At 36.6% G+C, this 15,120-nt stretch carries 13 protein-coding genes; 7 read left to right on the forward strand and 6 right to left on the reverse strand.

Annotation, left to right across the window (positions count from 1 at the left end):
* Window positions 1–64: 64 nt before the first annotated feature.
* From LF886_RS18840 to LF886_RS18855, 4 genes are all read right to left on the reverse strand, one after another.
* Window positions 65–1,036 (reverse strand): polyprenyl synthetase family protein, encoded by a 972-nt coding sequence (locus LF886_RS18840; RefSeq protein WP_236851111.1) that lies wholly within the window; start codon window positions 1,034–1,036, stop codon window positions 65–67.
* A gap of 101 nt (window positions 1,037–1,137) precedes the next feature.
* Complete coding sequence (locus LF886_RS18845) at window positions 1,138–2,280, reverse strand: inorganic phosphate transporter (protein WP_236851112.1); 1,143 nt, start codon at window positions 2,278–2,280, stop codon at window positions 1,138–1,140.
* Window positions 2,281–2,292: 12 nt separating this feature from the next.
* On the reverse strand, window positions 2,293–2,931 hold the full coding sequence (locus LF886_RS18850; protein ID WP_109738784.1) for a DUF47 domain-containing protein: 639 nt from the start codon (window positions 2,929–2,931) through the stop codon (window positions 2,293–2,295).
* 150 nt (window positions 2,932–3,081) lie between these two features.
* Complete coding sequence (locus LF886_RS18855; RefSeq protein WP_236851113.1) at window positions 3,082–4,791, reverse strand: DEAD/DEAH box helicase; 1,710 nt, start codon at window positions 4,789–4,791, stop codon at window positions 3,082–3,084.
* A gap of 227 nt (window positions 4,792–5,018) precedes the next feature.
* Between LF886_RS18855 and LF886_RS18860 the strand changes: the two genes are divergently transcribed.
* From LF886_RS18860 to LF886_RS18890, 7 genes are all read left to right on the forward strand, one after another.
* A complete protein-coding gene (locus tag LF886_RS18860) occupies window positions 5,019–6,329 on the forward strand; it encodes a TolC family protein (protein WP_236851114.1) in 1,311 nt (436 codons plus the stop codon).
* Between the two features lie 3 nt (window positions 6,330–6,332).
* On the forward strand, window positions 6,333–7,601 hold the full coding sequence (locus LF886_RS18865) for an efflux RND transporter periplasmic adaptor subunit (RefSeq protein ID WP_236851115.1): 1,269 nt from the start codon (window positions 6,333–6,335) through the stop codon (window positions 7,599–7,601).
* A 78-nt stretch (window positions 7,602–7,679) separates the two neighbouring features.
* Window positions 7,680–8,426 (forward strand): ABC transporter ATP-binding protein, encoded by a 747-nt coding sequence (locus LF886_RS18870; RefSeq protein WP_236851116.1) that lies wholly within the window; start codon window positions 7,680–7,682, stop codon window positions 8,424–8,426.
* A 26-nt stretch (window positions 8,427–8,452) separates the two neighbouring features.
* On the forward strand, window positions 8,453–9,682 hold the full coding sequence (locus tag LF886_RS18875; protein ID WP_236851117.1) for an ABC transporter permease: 1,230 nt from the start codon (window positions 8,453–8,455) through the stop codon (window positions 9,680–9,682).
* A 116-nt stretch (window positions 9,683–9,798) separates the two neighbouring features.
* Window positions 9,799–10,464 carry a DUF2461 domain-containing protein gene (locus tag LF886_RS18880; RefSeq protein WP_236851118.1) on the forward strand — a complete coding sequence of 222 codons (666 nt, stop codon included), beginning with the start codon at window positions 9,799–9,801 and terminating at the stop codon, window positions 10,462–10,464.
* A 265-nt stretch (window positions 10,465–10,729) separates the two neighbouring features.
* Window positions 10,730–11,524, forward strand: a complete 795-nt coding sequence (locus tag LF886_RS18885) for an FkbM family methyltransferase (protein WP_236851119.1) — start codon at window positions 10,730–10,732, stop codon at window positions 11,522–11,524.
* A 9-nt stretch (window positions 11,525–11,533) separates the two neighbouring features.
* Window positions 11,534–13,033 carry a lipopolysaccharide biosynthesis protein gene (locus LF886_RS18890; RefSeq protein ID WP_236851120.1) on the forward strand — a complete coding sequence of 500 codons (1,500 nt, stop codon included), beginning with the start codon at window positions 11,534–11,536 and terminating at the stop codon, window positions 13,031–13,033.
* Between the two features lie 48 nt (window positions 13,034–13,081).
* On the opposite strand, the gene LF886_RS18895 is transcribed toward LF886_RS18890, so the two are convergent.
* Both LF886_RS18895 and LF886_RS18900 read right to left on the reverse strand, forming a co-directional pair.
* Complete coding sequence (locus LF886_RS18895) at window positions 13,082–14,122, reverse strand: hypothetical protein (protein ID WP_236851121.1); 1,041 nt, start codon at window positions 14,120–14,122, stop codon at window positions 13,082–13,084.
* Between the two features lie 131 nt (window positions 14,123–14,253).
* Window positions 14,254–15,108 (reverse strand): glycosyltransferase, encoded by an 855-nt coding sequence (locus LF886_RS18900; protein WP_236851122.1) that lies wholly within the window; start codon window positions 15,106–15,108, stop codon window positions 14,254–14,256.
* Window positions 15,109–15,120 lie beyond the last annotated feature (12 nt).

Genomic DNA, 15,120 nt, shown 5'->3' on the forward strand with positions numbered 1-15,120 from the left:
AGGCTGCGGGAAATAGGTTGCAGGTAAATTGCTGCTACCTGCCACCTACCATCCGCTCCCTATATTAACTTTCTCTTCTCAACAAATAATTTGCCAGTTCGATAAAAGGTTTTTTCTTTTCTTCCGGAACATCTATTTTCTGAAGATAGCTTTGTCCAATTTCATTATGTTTTTCAATCAGACGTAAAGCTTTATCATCTACTTTTGTTCTTCTGAAAATCTTTTCTACTCCATAAACCTTATCAACATTTTCAGTTTTTTTAGAATACCAGTAATCCAGTTCTTTTCTTTCTTCATCAGTAGCATGTTCTCTTGCCAGCAGATACAGAACGGTTTTTTTGTTTTCGTAGATATCTCCGGCATGTTTTTTTCCAAACTGTGCCTGATCCCCAAATACATCAAGATAATCATCCATGATCTGGAATGCAATTCCGATGTGCTTTCCAAAGTTGAAAATGGCTTTGGCATCTTTAAAATCAGCTTTTGCAATCAAAGCTCCGATCTCAAATGAAGAAGCACTCAAAACTCCTGTTTTATAAGTAATCATTCTGATATAATCGTCGAAAGTAACGTCTTCCTGAGTCTCAAAATTGATATCATACTGCTGTCCTTCACATAATAGAAGTCCTGTATGGGTAAAAATTCTGATACATGCTTTGAAGATTTCAGGTTCAAGATCTTCAAAAAATTTATAAGCTTTAAGCATCAGTCCGTCTCCGGAAAGAATTCCCACATTCAGACCATGTAAAGTATGAATGGTAGGCTTATTTCTTCTTAAAGGAGCTTCATCCATAATATCATCATGGATCAGCGTAAAATTATGGAAAAACTCAATAGCTAACGCTGGCTTGATTGCCTGCTTAAGATCTCCATCGAACATCTCACAAGCCATCAGCACCATAATAGGACGAAGACGCTTCCCACCATGGGAAATAATATAGTTCATCGGGTCATACAACTCCGAAGGCTTATCTTTAAAAGTATATTTAGTGATGGCATCTGCAACAATCTGCTGGTATCTGTCTAAAAATTCCATAAAATCTTATAATTTGAACAAAAATACGACTTTTCAAGGCTTTATAAAATAAAAAACTTTGCCCAAATGGACAAAGTTTATATAATTATATGATTTGTTTTTTAAAAAAGGAATGTTACCACAAGATAGGTAATTGCTGCTACTATTGCAGAGATTGGAATTGTTAATACCCAAGCCCAAAGAAGACTTACTGTAATCCCCCATCTTACTGCTGAAATTCTCTTCGTTAATCCTACCCCGATGATAGAACCCGTGATTGTATGGGTAGTAGATACAGGAATACCAAAGTGGTCTGTGATGAACAAGGTAATTGCCCCTGCAGTTTCTGCACTTACACCTTCTAATGAAGTTACTTTTGTAATCTTGGTACCCATTGTTTTGATGATCTTCCAACCACCGCTCATTGTCCCTAAGGCAATGGCAATAAATGAAACTAAAGGAACCCAAATATAATGCTGAGCAAAATAATCAAAACGTCCTGCAGAAGGAATATTCAAATACTGTGCATCCTGAAGCATATTAACGTGATAATAAATTACCGCTGCTCCAATGATTCCCATTACTTTCTGAGCATCATTCAAACCATGTCCTAAACTAAACAGTGCTGATGAAACCAGCTGCAATCTTTTGAAAGATTTGTCTGCTTTGTGTGGATTTGATTTTTTATAAAGGTGTACAATAATCAATGTGATAATGATGGAGATAATCATCCCTATGATCGGTGCCATGAAAATGAACAGGAAGATAGGAATAACTTTATCAAACTTTACAACCCCCTGATGAGTTACCTGGCTGAAAGCTTCTTTAATGGTTTCCCACATCCCAAGCTCCGGCTGCGCTGCAGCTACAGCATTATAATCCATCATGAAAGCATGCATAAGAGCAGCCCCTAAGAAACCTCCAATCAGCGTATGTGATGATGATGAAGGGATCCCGAACCACCATGTCAAAAGATTCCATGCAATGGCAGCTATAAGACCTGAAAATATAACTTCAAGAGTGATAAAATTCTCATTAACTGTTTTGGCAATTGTATTACCAATTTTGAATTCTCCAATAATATAAGCAGCTATAAAGAATGCTGCAAAATTCCAAAGCGCCGCCCAAAGTACAGCCTGGAATGGAGTTAAAACTTTTGTAGAAACTATAGTTGCAATTGAGTTGGCAGCATCATGGAAACCATTGATGTAATCGAAGATCAGAGCCAGCACAATAATAACTATAAGTAAAATCGGAAATTCCATTTTTGCTATGTATTATGCGTATTTAATCATGATGTTCTCAATTGTATTGGCAACATCTTCTGCTTTGTCAGTTACAATTTCAAGATAGTTCAATACAGATGAAACTTTAATGATGTTTATGGCATCATTGGTTTCAAATAATTCAACCATTGAATTGGAAAGCAAATCGTCAGCAATATTCTCAATAGAGTTCACTTTAATACAAGCTTCTTTCACCTGTTCCATGTTTTTGAACCCTTTAAGGTTTTTCATTGCATTCTGAATTTCAAGACATGCTTTATGGATCAATAAAGAGAAGTCTGAATAAGCCTTCAGTTCAGGTGATTTGTACAGGAAAATATATTTTGTGGAAGCGTAGATATAATCAGCGATATCATCAAGTCCTGTTGCCAATGTGTGGATATCCTCACGGTCAAAAGGTGTAATGAAGTTTTTCCCTAATTCTACGAAAATTTCGTGAGTAAGTTCATCATTCTTGTGTTCGAAGTCGCTCATTTTCTTCAACATTGAGTCGTCATTAAGATCGAAATCCTTGATTCCTGCGTTGAAGTCTTCTGACATTGCAACTAGATTTTCAGTTACTTTTTCGAAAAGCACAAAGAAGATTTTATCTTTGGGTTGAAAAGCGTGGAAAATATTACCAATTCCCATTTTTTAGTATTTATAATTCGAGTGCAAATTTCCTAAAAAAGGATTGCACGTGAAACTATATAACATTAAGTTTTGTTAACATTCGCTTACCCACTGATTATCAAATGAAAAAACCGGCATTAATGCCGGTTTTGTATAGTATAAAAAAGATTAGTTTGCTACTTCAGCTCTCATATCTTTTCCTTTGAACTTCATGGATTGAATATTGCTCAAAACATTCTCTTTAAAAGACTTTTCAACTTCGAAGAAAGAGAATTTCTCTAAGATTTCGATATCACCGATTTCTGCTCTTCTTTTGCTTTTTCCATCATCAGTTGCTTTATTGATAATATCTAAAACGTCAAGCTTCTTCAAATGATCTTTCTTTCCAAGATTGAAAAAGAATCTTACCATGTTTTCATCTTTTCTTCTTGGCTTGCTGCTACGATCTCTGTCTCTTCCGCGATCTCCTCTGTCTCTATCACGACCTCTGTCTCGGTCTCTGCTATCTCTATCACGTCCACGGTCTCTTCTTGAGTAATCGTCATCTCTGCTGCTCAATTTCTGCTCAGTAAGATCGTGCTTGTCTTTGTAGTATAAAGCAAGATCTTTCAATTGGAATTGTAACAACTGGTGCACCAATTCTTCTTTTGTAAAATTGCTCAAATCTGGGATTAAGCTATCATCAAATTCGAAAAGATCTTCGTGCTCCGTCAATAATTTTTCGAATACACCTCCTACCTGAGCTTTGATAATATCTTCACCTGTAGGAATGAATTTTTCGATAATGTCAATTTTTGTTGCAGATTTAATCTGCTTCAATTTTCTGCTTTCTTCAGGCTTGATTAAAGACATAGAAATACCATCTTTTCCAGCTCTACCTGTTCTACCACTTCTGTGAACAAATACTTCAGGATCATCAGGTAAAGAGAAGTGAATAACGTGAGTCAGAGAGTTTACATCCAATCCTCTTGCTGCAACGTCTGTTGCTACAAGGATATCGATGTTTTTCAATCTGAACTTCTTCATTACTGTATCTCTCTGTGCCTGAGAAAGGTCACCATGAAGAGCATCAGCGGCATAACCGTTCTGCATCAAGAAATCTGCTACCTCCTGAGTTTCCATTCTCGTTCTACAGAAGATAATAGAATACTGATTAGGATTTGCATCAATCAATCTCTTCAACGCCTCTTTTTTCTGGCGGTACCCTACTACATAGTATTCGTGAGTAATGTTCTTCTTCACTTCGTTGATAGAACCTACTGAAATACGGTGTGGCTTTGTAAGGTAATTTTTGGAAATTCTTTCCACTTCTTTATTCATCGTTGCAGAGAATAAGAAAGTTTGTTTAGTTTCCGGTGTTTCTCTTAGAATGGTTTCCAATTCGTCTTTGAATCCCATTGAAAGCATTTCATCAGCTTCGTCTAATACTAACCAATGAATCGCAGAAAAGTCTAATGCTTTTCTGTTGATAAGATCTATTACTCTACCAGGAGTTCCCACGATAATCTGTGGTTTGTCCTTCAAAGATCTCATCTGATCTACAATACTACTTCCACCATAAACCGCAGTAGTTTTGATGTCTTTCATGTACTTAGAGTAGTTCTTTATGTCCTTCGAAATCTGAAGACATAATTCCCGTGTCGGACAAAGCACCAATAATTGGATTTTGCGACTCGTATCGTCAATCATATCCAAAATCGGAAGCGAAAACGCTGCTGTTTTGCCTGTCCCTGTCTGCGCAAGTGCGATCAAGTCGCGAATATCTGAAAGAATAAAAGGGATAGTCTGTTTTTGGATTTCTGTTGGGCTTTCGTAGCCCAGTTCGCCAATTGCCTTAAGGATATCAGGACTTAAATTGGTTTCCGTAAATAAATTCATTAACTATTTTAAAATTTTTGCAAAGATACAATAAATATTTGACTTGCTTTTGAATAAAGTTTGAAATATGTAAACTTAAATTCAGAATCTTTTAATATATTTTTAATTTTTGGAAAATTAAATCCAAAAAAAGAAGCCTAAAGTTAAAAACTTGTTAAAAATTGTTTTTTTTTATTAAATTGGATTGATTTTTTCTTTGTTATTTATGAATTTTCAAAAATAAAGCCATGAAAAGCAAATTTTTCTTTTTGATATTCTCATGCATAGCCCTTGAAATATTTGCCCAAAAATCCAATTATCCATCCTATTGGACCCTGGAAAATTGTATTGAATATGCAAAGGAGAATAATATTCCCATCAATTCTCTAAGGCTTTCAAAAACTTCTGCCCAGCAGGATCTCCTTCAGGCAAAAGAAGCAAAATACCCCAACCTCAGCGGAACCGTTTCACAAGGGTTATTTGCCCTCAATGGAAGTGATGGTCTTCATATGACCGGTGCTCAATCTCAAAATATAGGAGCCAATTCTTCCATGACCCTTTATCATGCAAGTTACATTAAAAATAATGAGGTATCAAAAAATCTTCTGGTACAGATGGCTGATCTGTCCGTACAGGAATCAGAGAACAACATTACTCTTAATATCACTCAGGCTTACCTGAATATTCTGATGAATCAGGAAAATATTATTTCTCTTGAAAATGTTCTCAAAACGACACAAACTCAATTAAAACAAGGGGATCAGCTCTATAAAGCCGGAAGTCTTTCAAAATTAAATTATCTTCAAATTCAGTCACAGGTCGCCCAGGATCAGTACAATCTGACCTCTGCTCAAAATAATTTAAGAACCAATACGGTTAATTTAAAACAAATCCTGCAGCTGCCTTCCAATTATGATTTTCAGATCGTAAAACCCGACAGCATCATTGTAGATGATCAGTTAAAATCATTACAAGACGTTCAAAACTTAGCACAAAGTCAACGTCCCGAAGTAAAATACAGTGAACTGAATGTAGAAAATTCCAATACGAATCTGAAAATGACCAAAGCTTCCATCCAGCCCACACTGAATCTGGTAGGAAACATTTCAACAAACTATTCTAATGGAAACGGAAATTATTTTAACCAACTGGGAAATAACTTTTATATGCCCATCGGTTTAAGTCTTGGAATCCCTATCTACAACAACAGAATCTATAAAACACAGATTGAAAAATCAAAAATTGCCATTGAACAGGCTAATCTTGATTTACAGAATACCAAAACTGTTCTCAATCAACAGATAGAACAATCTTTTATCAACCTTCAGAATGCGCTGTCACAATATGATTCTGCCTCCAAACAGATGGATATCAGTAAACAAAGTTATGACATCGTCAATGCCCAGATGAAGCTCGGAAGTATTGATTACGTACAGCTTCAGCAGCAGAGATTGCTTTATATACAATCCATTCAGAATTATCTGCAGGCCAAATACACTGCAGTTCTCAATAAACAGATCTACGAATTTTACGCAGGTAACCCTATAAATCTAAAGTAAGCTATGAAAACAAAGAATAAAAAATGGTTGTACTGGGTTGTGGGCGGCATCATTGCAATGGGTGCAGTCTGGTTTTTCTTCATCAGAGAAAAAGAAATAAAAATCCAGCTGGAAACAGTAAAACCTGAAATGGGAGAAATTTCAAATTCCATCACCGCTACCGGAACGATACAGCCTGTGGATACGGTTGCTGTAGGAACTCAGGTGTCGGGAATCATCAAAAATATTTATGTGGATTTCAATTCTACCGTGAAAAAGGGAGAATTACTGGCAACTTTAGACCCGGATCTTCTTAAATTTCAGTCGGAACAGTATCAGGCTAATTTACAGAATGCAAAGAGTAATCTTGCTTACAATGAAATCAATATCAACAGACAATCTCAGCTTTACAAAGTGGGGGCTATCAGCAAAGCAGATTTTGACAATGCCACCAATCAATACAATATTGCAAAAGCACAGGTGGGCACTGTAACGGCTCAGCTTTCTACTGCCAATAAAAACCTTTCTCTTACCTATATCTATTCTCCGATAGACGGAACTGTACTCAACAGGAATGTAAGTGAAGGGCAAACGGTTGCATCCAGCTTCAGTACACCTACCCTGTTCAGTATTGCTAAGGATCTCACCAAAATGCGGGTACGTGCCTCAGTAGATGAAGCCGATATCGGAAACGTAAAAGTAGGTCAGAAAGCGACATTTACGGTCGATGCTTTTCCGGATGAAACATTTGACGGTCAGGTTTCTGAAGTACGCCTCCATCCTACTGTTTCATCAAATGTGGTCAATTACACCACCATCATCAACGCTGATAATTCCAGTTTAAAGCTGAAACCGGGAATGACGGCAAATATTACAATCTACACCCAGGTTTTAGACAATGTCATGAAAATTCCTGTGGCTGCAACCAGCTTTAGACCAGACAGTCTGATCATCAAAAAATACAAAGTAAATTCTCCATTTGCCGATGGTAAAAAACACGAAAAAGGACAATGGAAAAAACAAGACAAGGGAGCCGAAAAGAAAAATGAAGCAGCAGTTTGGATCATTGCGAAGGACAGCACTATTTCCCGTAAAAAAATAAAAACCGGAATGGATAATGATACCGAAATACAGGTTGTTTCGGGATTGGATAAAAATGACAATATCATTACCGGCTATAAAGTTTTGTCAAAAAAATCTTCCGGCGGACAGACTAAAAGTCCCTTTATGCCTCAAAGAAGAGGTGGCGGAAACAACAAAAACAGCGGTGGCGGCGGTGGCGGACCGAGATAAGAAAATTATAAATCTTAGATTTTAAATTCTTTTTGTAAAACCCGTCAATCAACAACTAGCAAACCTAAAACAAAAGTCATGGCAGAAAAAATTCTGGAGATCATGGATCTGAAAAGAGAATTCAGAATGGGTGAAGAAATTGTTCACGCACTGAAAGGGGTAACATTTACGGTAGAAAGAGGTGAATTCGTGACCATTATGGGAAGCAGCGGTTCCGGAAAATCTACCCTGCTTAATATTATTGGCTGTTTAGATAAACCATCAGGCGGAGACTATATTCTGGATGGTATTAATATCAAAAATTTGGATCGTGATGAGCTGGCTGTTCTCAGAAATCAAAAAATCGGTTTTGTGTTTCAGGCTTACAATCTTCTTCCCAGAACTACTGCAAAAGAAAATGTAGAGCTTCCGCTTCTCTACAACTCAAAAATATCTACAGAAGAACGCCACAGAAGAGCCATACAGGCTTTAACAGCTGTAAAACTAGAGAGCAGAATAGATCATCTTCCGAATCAGATGTCCGGAGGACAACAGCAAAGAGTCGCTATTGCCAGAGCTTTGGTAAATGAACCTGTAATGATTCTTGCAGATGAAGCCACTGGAAATCTGGATACCAGAACCTCTTATGAAATCATGACTCTCATGCAGGATCTTCACCATCAGGGACGCACCATCGTTTTTGTAACCCATGAACCTGACATTGCTACTTTCAGCAGCAGAACAGTTACTCTGCAGGATGGAAAAGTCATTAAGGATATAAAAAATGATCATATAAAGTCTGCCAAAGAGGCCCTGGAAAACCTTCCGGTAAATGATGATTACTGATCATGTAAACCAAAAAAACTACTGCAATGAACATTTCAAACCTCTTCAGAATTGCCTGGAAAGCTCTTTTAAGAAATAAGCTTCGTGCATTTTTAACCATGCTTGGCATCATTATCGGGGTGGCTTCAGTGATTGCGATGACTGCGATTGGAGAGGGCTCAAAAAAAAGTATCAGCGACCAGCTTTCATCCATGGGATCGAATATGATTACCATCCGGCCGTCCAGCAATGTGAATGTTTCCGGAGGTGCCAGAATCGGTGCTTCGGGACTACAGACCTTGAAACCTCAGGATGCAGATGCTATTTCAAAAGGAGCACCTGATGTTTCTTATGTATCTCCCGCTGTACAGACCAACGGGCAGTCTATCAACGGACCCAACAACTGGCCTACTCAATTGCAGGGCGTGAATGAAGAATATTTCAGCATCAGAGACTGGAGCATCGCCGAGGGCAATCTTTTTACCAAAAAGGATGTTACTTCTTCCAACAAAGTCTGTCTCTTGGGACAAACGGTTTACAATAATTTATTTCCTAACGGTGAAGATGCGGTGGGGAGTATTATCAGGTTCAATAAAGTTCCTATGAAAATCATTGGAATTCTTGCTTCAAAAGGTTCTAATGCATTTGGGCAGGATCAGGATGATGTGATCATTGCTCCATTCAATACCGTTCAGAGAAGATTTTTAGGAATTACTTATGTTCAGACCATGTATGCAGCTTCTACGAATGAAAATACTTCGCAACAGGCTACAGATCAGGTTTCGGAGATTTTAAGAAAACAGCATAAACTGCCTGCTGACGGAAGCAATGACGACTTTAGCGTAAGAACTCAGGCCGAACTTATCTCTACCATGAGCTCAACCAGCCAGCTTCTGACCGTACTTCTATCAGCTATTGCCGGAATTTCCTTGATTGTAGGAGGAATTGGAATTATGAATATCATGTACGTATCCGTTACGGAACGAACGAAAGAAATCGGACTGAGAATGTCTATTGGTGCAAGAGGAAAAGATATTCTGTACCAGTTTCTTATTGAAGCGGTGCTTATCAGTATCACCGGCGGAATTCTTGGGGTACTGCTAGGAATCCTGTCTTCAGAACTGGTTACTCTCTTCCTCTCCTGGCCTACTTTTATTACGGAATCTTCGATTATTGTTTCCTTCATTGTTTGTGCTGTTACTGGAGTGTTTTTCGGATATTATCCTGCGTTGAAAGCATCAAAACTTGATCCTATCGAAGCATTGAGATATGAATAGTTTTTGTAAATTTGGATAGTGAGTTCGAGATTGGGGATTCGTGGTTTCGGGATTAAACAACCGTTCCAACCCAACTTAACAACCCATAATACAATAATAAAAAACACCTACATCATATGTCTGCAAGCGTTTCTTCGAAAACATTTGATTTTTTAAAAAAATTAAATAAAAATAATAACCGCGAATGGTTTAATGAAAATAAAAACCTGTACACAGAGTCTCAGCAAAATGTTGTTTCATTTCTGGATGAGCTGATTAAGGAGATGTCCGGTTTTGATGAAGAGCTTGCTAAGATTGACAGCAAAAAGGCATTATTCAGAATTTACAGAGACACCCGGTTTTCAAAAGACAAGTCTCCTTATAAGACTAACTTTAGAGCTTCTCTTGGAATGGGAAAAGGAAATCAGAAAGGAGGTTATTATCTCCACATGGAACCTGGAAAATCCTTTTTAGCAGGAGGAATCTATATGCCCGAATCTTCTGTTTTGAAAGAAGTACGTAAAGAAATTTCATTGTATGGAGACGATTTTCTTAAAATTATCAACAACAAAGATTTCAAAAAACATTTTCCGGAACTGGACCAGGATGACAAACTGAAGAAAGTTCCTCAGGGCTTTGAAAAGGAAGATCCAATGGGTGAGTATCTGAAGCTTAAGAATTTCATTGTAGTCTATTCTTTGAAAGACGAAGAAGTGCTCGATAAAAATGCAGTGAAAAACATGACTAAAGTTTTCAAGCTTATGAAACCATTCAATGATTTTCTTAATACTCCTTTTATTTGATCTGTAATCTCATCAGAGAATCACTGAAAACAGGCATGCCAAGTCTTTCAGATCAAAGGCACAAATATTTTTACGATTATTGTAAGTATTTGCTGTGTTTAAAGTACTGAGATGTCTCTGTGACAAATTTAAATACATTAGATTTTAGTTGATTACAAAAACAGACACAAAGCATAACTCCTGAAAATCAGATTATTATAATTAACATTTTTTAAGAAAAGTTTTACATTTTTCCTTACCTTTGCTGTTCGCCAAAAAGCTTACGATGTCTTTATACCAAAAACTCGCAGAAAAACTACAATACATAAGTCCGAATTTCTACAAAAAAAGATATTTTAAAAGTTTAAATAATCTTAGTAAAAATAATTTTTCGGAACGTAATGTAGAACCGGAACTGGTATGGATCAAAGAATACCTTCCTAAAAATGCTGTGATATTGGACATTGGTGCGAATGTAGGAACTTTCCTTTACCAGCTGGAAAACACGCTGGATCATGAGCATATTTATGGTTTTGAACCCAATAAAAAGCTTTACCGACGATTGAAAAGGCTTTTTCCGGCAATGCGCATCTTTCCTCTGGCTCTTTCTGATGAAAACAGAATTGCAGAGTTCAAAGTACCCATTATTAACGGAAAAACGATTGCTTCCCGTGGAACTTTAAACACTTCTTACAAAGAAAAAGGAGAAGAAAAAAGTTACACAGAGAAAGTGAAAGTGATCAAACTGGATGAATGGGCTGCACTGGAACATTTCAACAGGCTTGATTTCATTAAAATAGACGTTGAAGGAAACGAAATAAAAACACTTCTCGGAGCAAAAGAAACCATCAGACGGTTCAAGCCTACTTTAATGGTCGAGATGGAACAAAGACACCACCAAACACCCATATGGAATGAAATATCTGAAGTGATGAACTGGGGATATGAAGCCAGATATCTGAACAGAAACAGCTTTACGCTGGAGAATCTTACCGAAGATATTATAACACAAAATACAAACGACGAAAAAAATAAAACTCAGTACATCAACAATATTATTTTTATACCTAAAAACATTTAAAACGACTTTATGAGTATAGTAGCGAGACAAGGCTTCAAATATTCCATTATCGGTTATATTGGGTTTTTGCTGGGCACCGTTTCCGCAATATTCATATTTCCGAATGATTTTGAATTTTATGGAAAGCTGCGCTACATTCTTCCGACTGCAGAGATGCTGGTTCCTTTTGTAGTACTGGGAATTTCCTATTCCAATGTGAAATTTTTTCATACCGTAGAAAAAGACGGTAAAAAACAGAATATGCTGTCATTATCACTGCTGACTGTTTTTATCAACTTTCTTATTTTCACGGTTGTATTTTTTATACTTCCCTATTTTTACCCGAAATTCAGGCATTCGGAAGCATGGAAGATTAAGGAAATGATTCTTCCGTTGATTTTAATTCTTTCATTTTGTACCATTTTCAATAAATACACTTCCAATTATAAAAGAATTGTGGTTTCCAATATTTTCGACAATTTATTTCCGAAAATAGCCAACCTGGGAGCTTTCTGCCTCTTTTTCTTTGCTTTATCGCAGCATATGACTGCTGTGACATCACAGAACATTGCATTCGCTTTCTTTTTTGGAATATTCTTGTTGATGCTTTTGGGCTATATCTATTACACGAACAAACTTGAAAAGATTCAGCTGGATTTCAGTACGGATTATTTTAAGAAAAATAATTTCTGGAAAGAGTTTTTCAATTACAGCTTCTTCGGATTTCTGGGAACTTTTGGAAATTACCTGGCGATCAACAGCTTTATGATCGGAGAATTCATGGGTATGGAAGAAGTAGGAATCTACTCAGTTTTATACGCCCTGATTTCATTGATCTCTATTCCACAGCTTGGATTGTTTAATATTTCTGCACCTATCATCAACAAAACTCTTGCAGATGGGGATATGATAGAATTGGACAGATTTCATAAAAAAACATCTTTAACGCTATATTTTCTTGGAGCCGTTTTATTCTCCTGCATCATGGTCGGATTCCCTTATCTAACGCAATTTATGCCAAAGAACGGAACCATGCTCAGAGAATATGAACCCGTAGTCTGGATTTGGGGTTCTGCCGTATTAATAGACCTGGCAACTGGATTTAACGGAAACATTATCTCTCTTTCAAAATATTACAGATTCAATATTCTGGTCATGCTTTTGCTGGCCGGACTGACTATCGGACTGAATTATTATTTCATTAAAAATACAGATTTGAAACTGATTGGGATTGCGTTATCTACAGCTATTTCTCTTACCATTTACAACGTAGTGAAAATTGTTTTCAATTATATTGTATTTAAGGTTTCACCTTTGAGCATTGAAATGATTTTTGTTTCCATCATCTGTACTTTAGCCATTACTGTAGCCATCGTTCTTCCTAATTTCAGCAGCAATCTGCTCAATCTTATTTATAAGCCTGCTGTAGTTCTGTTACTGATCTATATCGGAAATTATTTCACCAAGATTTTCCCGGTTGAAGACTATCTGAATATGAAATTTATTAAAAGTGTCTTTAAGATCAAATAGATTGAAGTAAAAAAGAGAGAATGCTATTCCTCTATAGGAATCAAATAGTTACATTAGGCCGTTTAAAAACTGTTCCAGTTTTTTCTGAACTTCTTTCTTGCTATACGTTTTATAAAAGTCAAATGGAGCTTCTGAAAGTGCTGTTAATTGATCAAGAATATTTCCTTTTTCAGGAATGATAAAATCAAGTTTTGACGGATAATTCTTAGGAAAAACAGCCAATTTCCCGTATGCTACGGCATCACCAAGATTTCCGGTCATTTTAGTGAGTCCATACGTTTCTTTCATGCTGAAAAACTCTGTTTCCTGCTGAATAGGACACCATAGAACATCCGCTTTCTTCATCCATTTTTCAAAGTCTTCAGAAGAAACTCTTTCGGAAAAATACGTAATCTCTATATTTTCAGGCAGCTTTTCAGACAACTGTTCAAGTCGTTTTAACTCATGTCCGCTAGCTTTTCCCAGGAACACCAACTGACAACGTTTATCTGTTTTCAGATTCTGAATGGTTTCAAAAATATAAGTATAATCTCTTCTATTCTGAGAAACACCTCCGGGAATGACAATAACCAGATCCTCGTTCTTAGTTTTATCAAAATCTCTTGTATAAAACAGAGGTAAAAACCGATGTCTCTCCGAGATCAGTGCTTCATCCAGTACGAAAAGAGATCTGGAGGTCTGATACACTTTAGTTTTGTAGAATAATCCTTCTTTCATCCACAATTTTAACCTGAAAATAATATCTCCTTTGAAGATACTTTTCATCAGATCCAGCTTTGAAGCTTTTGTAAAATTGAGATTATGCGTAATAATTGCTGTATTGTACTTTTTTGTTACCGCTAAAAAGGTATTAAAATAACGATGTACAGTACCTATAACAACCAAATCATACCCTTTTCCCCTTAACTGATCCAAAATCATAGAGCTGTCCGATAAGAATATAGCTTTATTGCTATGCTTGATCTGGTCTTTGATTTTTTTTGAAAAATAATAGTCTACCTCAAAATCCTGAGATCCCTTCATAACATCCATGAAAGCCTGAGCAATTTCTGCGTGGGTGTCTATTTCTATGTAAGCTATTTTTTTCAATGGTTAAACGGTAATTAAATTTCTATTGTATAAGTTTTGGCTAAAGCCAATCGAGTTTTTATTTTTTTGTTAAATGGGCTAAAGTCCATTCCTATTGATACATATGGTCAACGAACAAAATAATTTACCTTCTACATCTTAAGCCATTTCTTCTTCAACATTCTCCAACGTTGATCGTTAATAGCTTTTTGTTCTTCTTTCGTAATTTTCAGTTCCAATTTCTTTGATCTGCAGTTTTCATAAGATTTAATAATATCAAAGAAAAAACCGGCAGATTTGCTTTTCATCGCTTCCTTTGAAGAAGCTATATAAGCGAGAAACCTGTTGAGTCCTAAGAAATAAAAGTATCTGCCATAGTAATCTGCAGGCCGTATTGTGTAATCAGCTCCTTTTACTTTAATCAGTTTCACCTGAAGTTCCGCAAGAACAACTTCTTTCCATCCTAAGTTTTCCAATAGTATAGAATCTATATTATCCCAACCCAGTGTCTCTCTTAAGCCTCCAATATGAATGAAACATTCTTTCCGATAAGCTTTCATAGGACCTCTTACATGGTGCTTGTTGGAATTCCCTTCATAGACCCAGTTTCCGTCTTTTTCTATATACAAAAGCCCTCCTACCAATCCGTATCTGGGATTCCCTGCAAAGGCATTTTCTATTGCTGTCAGGTAGTTTTCCGGAAGAATGATATCGGCATCAAATTTACAGATAATATCAAATTCATCCATAGATTGAGTCTTCAGTCCACTTTTAAAAGCATGAACGACTTTAGATCCGGGTTGATGCTCAGATTTTTGAAGGGTAACGGTTTCAAAACGGGAATCAGTTTCTGTATATTTCCTGATAATTTCAGCCGTTTTGTCTGTAGAACCGTCATTCACTACCACTACTCTAAAATCTTTGCTGCTTTGCTGTTGTAAAGAATCGAGAGTAAAGGAGAGGTTGTCTTCTTCGTTATGGGCAGGAATTATGATTAAAAACCTCACGAATTATGGTAT

Source organism: Chryseobacterium sp. MEBOG07 (assembly GCF_021869745.1).
GTDB classification, from domain to species: domain Bacteria; phylum Bacteroidota; class Bacteroidia; order Flavobacteriales; family Weeksellaceae; genus Chryseobacterium; species Chryseobacterium viscerum.